Source organism: Peterkaempfera griseoplana, assembly GCF_001418575.1.
In the GTDB taxonomy this organism is placed as follows: Bacteria; Actinomycetota; Actinomycetes; order Streptomycetales; family Streptomycetaceae; genus Peterkaempfera; species Peterkaempfera griseoplana.
In genome coordinates, this window is the sequence record NZ_LIQR01000276.1 from 1 (window position 1) to 9107 (window position 9107).

The following is a 9107-nucleotide window of genomic DNA, read 5'->3' on the forward strand; positions in this document are numbered from 1 at the left end:
CACCGGGACCGCGCCGGCGGCGCCCCGGCATCGGCGGCCTCGGGGGCGGGGGCGGGGGGAAGGGCGGGCGCCTCACCGGGCGCATAGGGCTTCCAGGGGTCGAAGCCGGCGGGGACGTCGTCGGGAGCGCGCTGCTCCGCGGAATCGGTGCTCAAGAGGTACTCCACGATGTCTGGGCGGGGCTCCGGGCTCATCGCCCGGTACGCAGGCGCTTCTGCTGGCGCTTCAGCAGGCCGGTGAGCACGGACTTGTCCGGAGTCCCCTTGACCTGGACGGTGATCTCGACCTCCACGTCGCCCTGGTGGAACAGGCCGATCAGGGTGCCGGTCTCCCCCTCCTGCTTGGGCTTGACGACAAAGCCGCGGGCACCGGGCAGGCCGGGCACGGAGAAGGCGGTGCCGTGCAGCGACATGCCCTGCACGAACCAGCTCGCCTTGTTGGCGCTGCCGAACCGGATCAGCCGGGTGGACACCTCGGCCGATCCGTCCGCGGTCCGGTACACGCGGTAGGCGGCCGAGCGGAAGCCGTAGTCACGCAGGATGCCCTTGGTCTGCGCGGCGTTGCCGAAGCCCTCGGCGACCGCCGTGAGCGACAGCTTGGTGCCGTCCGCCTGTCCGTACACCTCGGCGTCCCCGGGTACGGGCAGCAGGAAGAAGCGCAGGTCACCGGTGTGGGCGTCCCCCGACACCCGGCCGGTGACGGTGGAACGCGGAGTCGGGCTCGCGCTGGGCGACGGCGGCGCCGAGGCCGGAGCCGTCGGGGTCGCCGAGGCGGACGCGCCGGCGGGGGCGGAGACCGTGGCGGACGGGGCCGGTGCGGCCTGCGCCGCGGTGGTGTGCTGCGGCGGCCTGCCGACGGCCACCGTCACCGCGGCACTGGCGGCGGTGACCGCCAGCAGTCCCGCGGTGGCCAGCGCGACCGCGACCGCTCTCGGCAGCCGGCGGGATGCGACGGCTCCGCCGGAGGTCGTCGCTGACGGCGGGTCGGACGGCGGCGGCGCTGCCGCCTCCGGCTCGGGCGGGTGCACGGCTACTCCCAGAAGGTGATACCGGTCCGGGCCGACTCTCCTGATCCCCCGATCAGCCCCCGAAACACGGTCGAACGCCGATTATCGCGATCTGTCAGGTCGCGTACAACGCACTTATGTCGGGGCTGTCCGCAACTGCTCGAATGCTGCCGTACGGATCGTTATCTGCCGCCCGCCGCGATGTCCCCGGCCGCGTGGTGAAGCCGCCGCCGGCAGGTCCAAAGCATGGTCGCCGGCGCGGTCGCCGGCCGGCGGCGGCACCGCCCGCGGGGCGGCGGGGACCACCGGTCAGGGCCGGGCCGTGCCGCTCCGGCGGCTCCCCTCAGCCCAGCTGTGCCAGGCCCTCCGTGGCGATCCGCTCGAAGACGGCGAGGTCCGCCGCGAAGACCGAGTCCGGCACCGGCCAGTGAATCACCAGCTCGGTGATGCCCAGCTCCCGGTACCGTCCGGCCCAGTCGACGAAGGCGTCCAGCGAGGAGAGCGGCTTCTCGGCCGTGGAACCCTGGAGCAGGACCTTCTCCAGCCCGGCCGGGTCGCGGCCCTGGGCGGCGCAGGCGGCGGCCAGCTTCTCCAGCTGCCCCGCGATCACCGCGGGCGCCTGCTCCACCGGCACGTCCGCGGGGCCGCGCGGGTCGCCGTAGGTCACCCACCCCTGCCCGTACTCGGCGGCGAGCCGCAGCCCGCGCGGTCCGGTGGCGGCCACATAGAACGGCACCCTGGGCCGCTGCAGACACCCGGGGATGTTGCGGGCCTCGACCGCCGAGTAGTACGTGCCGGCCTCGGTGGTCGCGTCCTGGGTGAGCAGCCTGTCGAGCAGCGGCAGGAACTCCTCGAACCGCTCCGCGCGCTCCTTGGGCGACCAGGCCTGCTGCCCCATCGCCGTCGCGTCGAACCCGACCCCGCCGGCCCCGATGCCGACCGTCAGGCGGCCGCCGGAGACGTCGTCCATCGTGACCAGCTCCTTGGCGAGGGTCACGGGGTGGCGGAAGTTCGGTGACGTCACCAGCGTCCCCAGCCTGATCCGCTCGGTGGCGGCCGCCGCGGCGGTCAGCGTCGGCACGGCGCCGAACCAGGGTTCGTCCCGGAACGTCCGCCACGACAGGTGGTCATAGGTGTAGGCGGTGTGGAAGCCGAGTTCCTCGGCCCTCCGCCAGATCTTCTTCCCCTCGGCCCACCGGTGGACGGGAAGGATCACCGTACTCAGTCGCATGGCCCCGACGATACGCGGGCTTCCCGCCGCCACCGATGTGCCGGCCGGCGGCGCGGGTTCGGGTGGCTGTGCCAGTGTCACGGGGGATCGCCCGCGCCCGGGGGTGTGCGTGATCGGCGACCGTCTGTGCCTGATCCGCTCGGTGGCGGCCGCGGCGGCGGTCAGCGTCGGCACGGCGCCGAACCAGGGTGCGTCCCGGAACGTCCGCCACGACAGACGGTCATATCAGGTGGTCATATGTTGAGCCTGTCGGACGACACCGCGATATCCGCACGGCGGTGCGGGGGACGGTGGGGCGTACGGGTCCGCAGGGCGCTTCCGGGGCGGGTTGTACGCTTCGGGGCCAGTGCGGGTCCGCACGGGTTTCCGAGTCACGGACGCCTGACCTGGTCGCCGTGGAGGCAGTCGTGGAGTTCAGCCGCAGGCGCTTCGGTCTGCTCATAGGGGGCGGCGCCGCGGGGCTGGCCGCAGGGGCCACGGTGGCGGTGGGCGTCAGCCGCGCGATGGACAGGGAGCACTCCGGACGCAGCGGCAGGCCGGCGCACACGGTGGACTTCGACCGCCACTCCCTGCTGCTGGACGGGCGGCGCATCGCGGTCTGGTCCGGGGAGTTCCACCCCTTCCGGCTGCCCAGCCCCTCGCTGTGGCGCGACATCCTGCAGAAGTTCCGGGCGAACGGCTACAACACCGTCTGCATCTACGTCTCCTGGAACTACCACTCCCCCGCACCGGGCAGCTACGACTTCACCGGGGTTCGCGACCTGGGGGCGATGCTCGACATGGCGGCCGAGGAGGGCCTCCATGTCATCGTCCGCCCCGGCCCCTACATCAACGCCGAGGTCGACGCCGGCGGCTACCCCGGCTGGCTCACCGCCACCGCCGGCACCGCACGCACCGACGACCCCACCTACCTCCACCACGTCGACCAGTGGCTGACCGCCGTCAACGCGGTGATCGCACCCCGCCAGTACACCACCGGCGGCGGCACCGTCCTGCTCTACCAGCTGGAGAACGAGTACGCCGCCCATGTGCACGACGGCACCGGCGCGCGCTACATGGCCCATCTGTACGCCAAGGTCCGCGCCGACGGCATCGAGGTGCCGCTGTTCCACAACGACAAGGGTCGCAACGGCTACTGGACGCCCGGGTCCTTCCCCACCGGCGGCGAGCACGGCCGCTACCTCTACGCCTTCGACGGCTATCCGTCGCCCGACGCCACCCCGCCCGACTGGGGACTCTTCGGCCGGGGCGGGGCGAAGGGCGGTTCCACGGCCAGCCCCCGCACACCCGGCTTCCTCGCCGAGTTCGGCGGCGGCTGGTTCGACTGCTGGGGCGGCGCCGAGTTCGACGGGCAGGGCTACGCGGGCGCCAGGGCCACCCGCGACGCGGCCTACGAGCGGCGCTTCTACCTGACCAACCTGGCCAACGGCATCACCGTCCACAACGTCTACATGACCTTCGGCGGGACCTCCTGGGGCTGGCTGCCCGCCCCCGCCGTGTACACCTCCTACGACTACGGCGCCGCCATCGACGAGGCCCGCAACCTCACCTCCAAGATCCCGCCGATGAAGCAGATCGGCTATCTGCTCGCCACCGTGCCCGGCCTCGCCCGGCTGGACCGGGTCGGCCGCAGCACCGCGGGTGGTCCCGGCACCACCGTGTACCACCTGGCCGACCGCACCGGCGGGGCCCATGTCCTGGTGGTCCGCAACGACACCGCGACCGACCGCGACGTCACCCTGCCGCTGCCCACCGCCGCCGGCAGCCGCGACGTCGCGCTCCGCCTCCCGGCGCGCGACGCCAGGCTGGTCGCCACCGAGCTGACCCTGGGCTCGCGGCTGCTGCGCTGGACCACCGCCCAGCCCATGCTCCAGCAGAAGTCCGGACGCCAGGACGTGGCGGTACTGGTCTCCCGGCCGGGCGACACCGTCGAACTGGCCCTGGCCTGCTCGCGGCGCCCCGCCGTCAGCGTCCTCGACGGCACCGCGCAGACCTCGTACGACGCCGCCGCCGGACTACTGACGATCACCGCGACCCTCTCCGGCCTCACCCGGTTGCGGATCTCCGGGGACGGCCATCCCTCACCCCTGCTGCTGCTCCTGGCCGACGACGACGCCTCCGCGACGCTCTGGCGGCACGACACCGCCTCGGGTCCGGTGCTGGTGCACGGCCCGGCGCTGCTGCGCGGCGTACAGGTGCGGGGCACCGCGGTCCATCTCACCGGGGACACCACCGCCCCGAGCGGCCTGGAGGTCTGGGCACCCCGGGGCACGGAGTCCGTGGTCTGGAACGGCCGTCCGGTCCCGGTCTCCGTATCACCCTCCGAAAGCCTGACGGCCCGTCACCGGCTCCCCGGACCGGCGACGTTCGCCCTGCCCGAGCTCACCGGCTGGCGGAGCGCGGCGGGGAACCCCGAATCCGAGCCCGGCTATGACGACTCCGCCTGGACGGTGGCCGACCGCAGGACCTCCCACAGCCCCACCCCGGTGCCGCACGGCGGCCCGGTGCTCTTCGCCGACGACTACGGCTTCCACTACGGCGACGTCTGGTACCGCGCCTCCTTCACCGGCCCGGTCGACGCCTCCCGGATCGAGCTCGCCTACCGGAGCGGCACCCAGGGCCTCCTCATGGCCTGGCTGGACGGCACCCCGCTGGGCACCCACCGGATGCCGGTCCCCACGAAGGAGCAGACCGGGGTGCGCCGGTGGTCTGCCACCGCGTCGCTCCCCGTGCCGGCGGGGGCACTGCGCGGCACGGGGCGGCATGTGCTGGCCGTCCTGGTCCGCCCGATGGCGCACGACGAGGACGGCGGCGCCCATGACGCCCACAAGACGGCCCGCGGCCTGGTGTCGGCCGCCTTCGCCCCCGCCTCCGGCGACGCCCCGGCCCTGACCTGGCGCATCCAGGGCGCGGGCCCCGCCGACCCGCTGCGCGGCCCGCTCAACACCGGCGGCCTGCACGGGGAGCGGGCCGGGTGGCACCTCCCCGGTCACGACGACCGGCACTGGCAGGCCGCCGCCCTCCCGCACACCGGCGCCCGCCAGGGCGTCACCTGGTACCGCACGGCCTTCCGGCTCGCGGTGCCGCGGGGCACCGACGCCTCCGTCGGTCTCACCCTCACCGACGACCCGTCCCACGCCTACCGGGTGCAGATCTACCTCAACGGCTGGAACCTGGGCCAGTACATCAACGACGTCGGCCCCCAGCACACCTTCGTCCTGCCCAACGGCATCCTCGACCCCCGCGGCCGCAACACCCTGGCGCTGGCCGTCCTCAGCGACGGCGGCACCCCCGCCGGTCCGGGCTCCGTCGCCCTCACCCTGCTCGGCGCGGCGGCGGGCGGCGTCCCCCTGCGGCTGGTGACCTGACCGCGCCGACGCGGCCCCGGTGGACCGGCGCCCGGCCGGTCCGGGCGACGCGGTCGCGGCGATGTGATCCTTGAGACGGACTCCGGGGCCCCCACAGGATGACCACATCCGTCGCCGGTGGGCGAGTATGGTGCGGTGACCACCACCTCACCCACCCCGGACCACCGGCAGATCCAGCCCGTCCTCACCGGGACGGCCCCGGTCCGCCGGCCGCGCATCGTCGCCACCGACCTCGACGGCACCCTGCTGCGCAGCGACGGCACGATCTCCCCCAGGACCCAGGCGGCGCTGGAGGCGGCCGAGCGCGCCGGGCTCTGCATCGTCTTCGTGACCGGCCGGCCACCGCGCTGGATGGACTCGGTGAGCGACCACATCGGCGGCCATGGAGTGGCCATCTGCTCCAACGGCGGCGCCGTGTACGACGTACGGCAGCGCATGCTGCTGCAGAGCTATCCGCTGCGCCCGGACGACGCACTGGCGGTGGTGGAGCGGCTGCGGGCGGGGCTGCCGGGGACGACCTTCGCCTTCGAGTACCCGACCGGCTTCTCGCACGAACCGGACTACCCGGCGCTGATGTGGGACGCCGACGCGGCGCACCGGATCGCCCCGGCCGAGGAGCTGCTGGCCGCGGCGGACGGGCACGGCGTCTTCAAGGTCCTGGCCCGGCACCCCGAGCTGGACCCGGACGGCTTTCTGCTGAGGGCCCGGGAGGCCGCCGGAGAGCTGGCCGAGTTCACCCGGTCCAGTTCGGTCGCGCTGCTGGAGATCAGCGCCAGGGGCGTGTCCAAGGCCAGCACGCTGGCCCGCTGGTGCGAGGACCGGGGGGCCGCGGCGGAGGACGTGGTGGCCTTCGGCGACATGCCGAACGACCTCCCGATGCTGGCCTGGGCGGGCACCGCCTACGCGGTGGCCAACGCCCATCCCGAGGTGCTGGCCGCGACGCGGCGGCACACCGCGCGCAACGACGAGGACGGGGTGGCCCTGGTGGTGGAGGAGCTGCTGCACGCCCGGATCGACGGGCACTCCCTGAGCTGACGCCCGTACGCCGGGCCCGGTGACCGGCCCCGCCTCAGGCGGGGACCGGCTGCAGGGCGTCGGCGCGCCGTTCCCGCTGCCACATCCGGCGCAGCGGGCCGTCGTGGGCGACCAGTTCGTCCCAGGTCCCGCGCTGCACCACCCGGCCGTGGTCCAGGACCACCACCTCGTCCACCGCGGCGCCGGCCAGGCCGGCGAGCCGGTGGGTGATCAGCAGGGTGGTCCGGCCCGCGGTGGCGTCCAGCAGGTCGGCGGTGAGGGCGTCGGCAGTGGGCAGGTCGAGGTGCTCGGCGGGCTCGTCCAGGATCAGCACCGGGAAGTCGGCGAGCAGCGCGCGGGCGAGGGCCAGCCGGCGGCGCTGGCCGCCGGAGAGGGCGGCGCCGTGCTCGCCGACCATGGTGTCCAGCCCCTGGGGCAGGGAGTCGACCCAGGTCAGCAGGCGGGCGGCGGCGAGGGCCCGGCGCAGCTCGGGATCTGCGGCACCCGGTCTGGCCAGCCGGAGGTTCTCCCTCAGGGAGCTGTCGAAGACATAGGCGTCCTGGGCGCACAGGCCGATCACCCGGCGGACCGCGTCGCCGTCCGCGTCCCGGCTGTCCACGGCCCGGGAGGCGGCGCCCAGGGTGACGGCACCGGCGGTGGGGTCGACGAAGCGCAGCAGGGCGGCGGCCAGCGTGGTCTTGCCGGACCCGGAGGGGCCCACCACGGCGATGCGGCGGCCGGGGGTGAGGTCCAGGTCGACCCCGGCCAGGGCGTCGGTGCGCTGTCCCGGCCAGCGGGCGTGCAGGTTCCTGACGGTGACCGGGAGGGGCTCGGCGGGCAGCGGTGCCGGGTGCTGCGGCTCGCGTACCGGGTCGGCGGTGTCCAGGACCTCCGCCAGCCGTGCGGCGGCCGCCTTGCTGCGCTGGCGGAACTGGGCGGCGACCGGCATTCCGGCGACGGCTTCGAAGGCGGCGAGCGGGGTGAGGACGACCACCGCGAGGCACTCCCCGGACAGCGCCCCCGTGGCGGCGCCCCGGACGGCGACCGCGGCGGCGGCGGTGACAGTGAGGCCGGTGGCGAGCGCGGTCAGCGCGGCGCCGAGGGCGGTGGTGGCGGCGGAGCGGGCGGCGATCCGGGTGAGCTCGGCGTCGGTGCCGCGTACGGCGGCGAGCCGGCGGGGGAGTGCCCCGGCGACGGTGAGTTCGGCGGTGCCGGTGAACAGCTCCACGACTCCGGTGGCCAGGGCGCCGCGGGCGGGTGCCGTACGGCGCTCCGAACGCCGGGCCAGCAGCCCGGAGACCGCCGGCACCGCGGCGCCGACCAGCAGCAGGCCACCGGCGAGCACCGCCCCGGCGGCGGGCAGCAGGGCCGCCATGGCGAGCGAGGCGGCGGCCGAGACGGTGACGGCGGTCGCGGCGGGCAGCCGCCACCGCAGGAACCAGTCCTGGACGGAGTCGACGTCGGCGACCAGCCGGGAGAGCAGGTCACCGCGGCGGAATCCGGCGGCGGAGTGCAGGGCCGCGGGGGCGAGCCGCTCCAGGCGCGCGTGGACGGCCGTACGCAGGCCGCCGAGGGCCCGCAGCACGGTGTCGTGGGAGAGCAGCCGTTCGGCGTAGCGGAAGACGCTGCGGCCGATGCCGAAGGCGCGGACGGCGGTGACCGCGACCATCAAGGTGAGCACGGGGGGCTGCGTGGAGGCGCGGGAGATCAGCCAGCCGGAGGTGGCCAGCAGGGCGACGGCGCTGCCCAGGGCGAGGCTGCCGAGCAGGGCGGCGAGCGGCAGCCGGCCGGTGGGCGAGGCGGCCCTGGCGAGGGCGGTGATCCGGCGCAGCGGGCCGCCGCCGGGGCCGGCGGCGGGCTCGACCGCGCCTGGCCGGGGGGCGTCGGAGTGGGCCGTCGCCGTGGTCCGCTGCTCGTGCGGCCCCCCGCTCCGCCGCGCTGCCACCGGACCGTCCGGGTGGGCCTGCGGCACCGCGGGGGTGCCGGCTTCACGGGGCTCCGGCGCCGCCGCGGGGGCGGCCAGCCGGACCTGGCGGTCGGCGGCGGCCAGCAGGGCGGGACGGTGTGCCACCAGCAGGACGGTGCGGCGCGGGTCGGCGGCCAGGGCCCGGACGGCGTCGACCACCGCCGCCTCGCTCTCGCCGTCGAGGTTGGCGGTGGGCTCGTCCAGCAGCACCAGCGGCCGGTCGGCGGCGAGGAAGGCCCGGGCGAGGGCGATCCGCTGGCGCTGGCCTGCGGAGAGTCCGGCGCCGCCCTCCCCGAGGGGGGTGTCGGTGCCCTGGGGCAGTCTGTCGGTGAAGTCGAGGGCGTGGGCGGCGCGCAGGGCGGAGCGGACCTCGTCGTCGTCGGCGTCCGGCCGGGCGAGGCGGACGTTGTCGGCGACGGTTCCGGCGAAGAGACAGGGCTCCTGGGGTATCCACACCAGCTGCCGGTGCCAGCTCCGCAGGTCGAGGTCGGCGAGGTCATGGGTGGTGCCGTCGGCGGCGGT

At 75.3% G+C, this 9107-nt stretch carries 5 protein-coding genes; 2 read left to right on the plus strand and 3 right to left on the minus strand.

Annotation, left to right across the window (positions count from 1 at the left end; translation table 11 throughout):
- Positions 1-190: 190 nt before the first annotated feature.
- The gene (locus AOK09_RS40270; protein ID WP_055588716.1) at positions 191-1027 is read right to left on the minus strand and encodes a hypothetical protein; all 837 of its coding nucleotides are present in this window, start codon (positions 1025-1027) and stop codon (positions 191-193) included.
- Between the two features lie 322 nt (positions 1028-1349).
- Positions 1350-2237, minus strand: a complete 888-nt coding sequence (locus tag AOK09_RS20725) for an LLM class flavin-dependent oxidoreductase (RefSeq protein ID WP_055588717.1) — start codon at positions 2235-2237, stop codon at positions 1350-1352.
- A 407-nt stretch (positions 2238-2644) separates the two neighbouring features.
- On the opposite strand from AOK09_RS20725, the gene AOK09_RS20730 reads away from it, so the two are divergent.
- Together AOK09_RS20730 and AOK09_RS20735 are read left to right on the plus strand one after the other, a co-directional pair.
- Complete coding sequence (locus AOK09_RS20730) at positions 2645-5605, plus strand: beta-galactosidase (protein WP_055588718.1); 2961 nt, start codon at positions 2645-2647, stop codon at positions 5603-5605.
- 135 nt (positions 5606-5740) lie between these two features.
- On the plus strand, positions 5741-6640 hold the full coding sequence (locus AOK09_RS20735) for an HAD family hydrolase (protein WP_055588719.1): 900 nt from the start codon (positions 5741-5743) through the stop codon (positions 6638-6640).
- A 34-nt stretch (positions 6641-6674) separates the two neighbouring features.
- Here AOK09_RS20735 and cydC read toward each other — a convergent pair.
- A partial coding sequence (cydC, locus tag AOK09_RS20740; RefSeq protein ID WP_063796021.1) for a thiol reductant ABC exporter subunit CydC occupies positions 6675-9107 on the minus strand: 2433 nt, incomplete at its 5' end.

What these genes read in the sequence shown, in the direction of transcription:
- AOK09_RS20725 (WP_055588717.1), bottom strand. Translation starts at nt 2,237, where the DNA reads ATGCGACTGAGTACGGTGATCCTTCCCGTCCACCGGTGGGCCGAGGGG.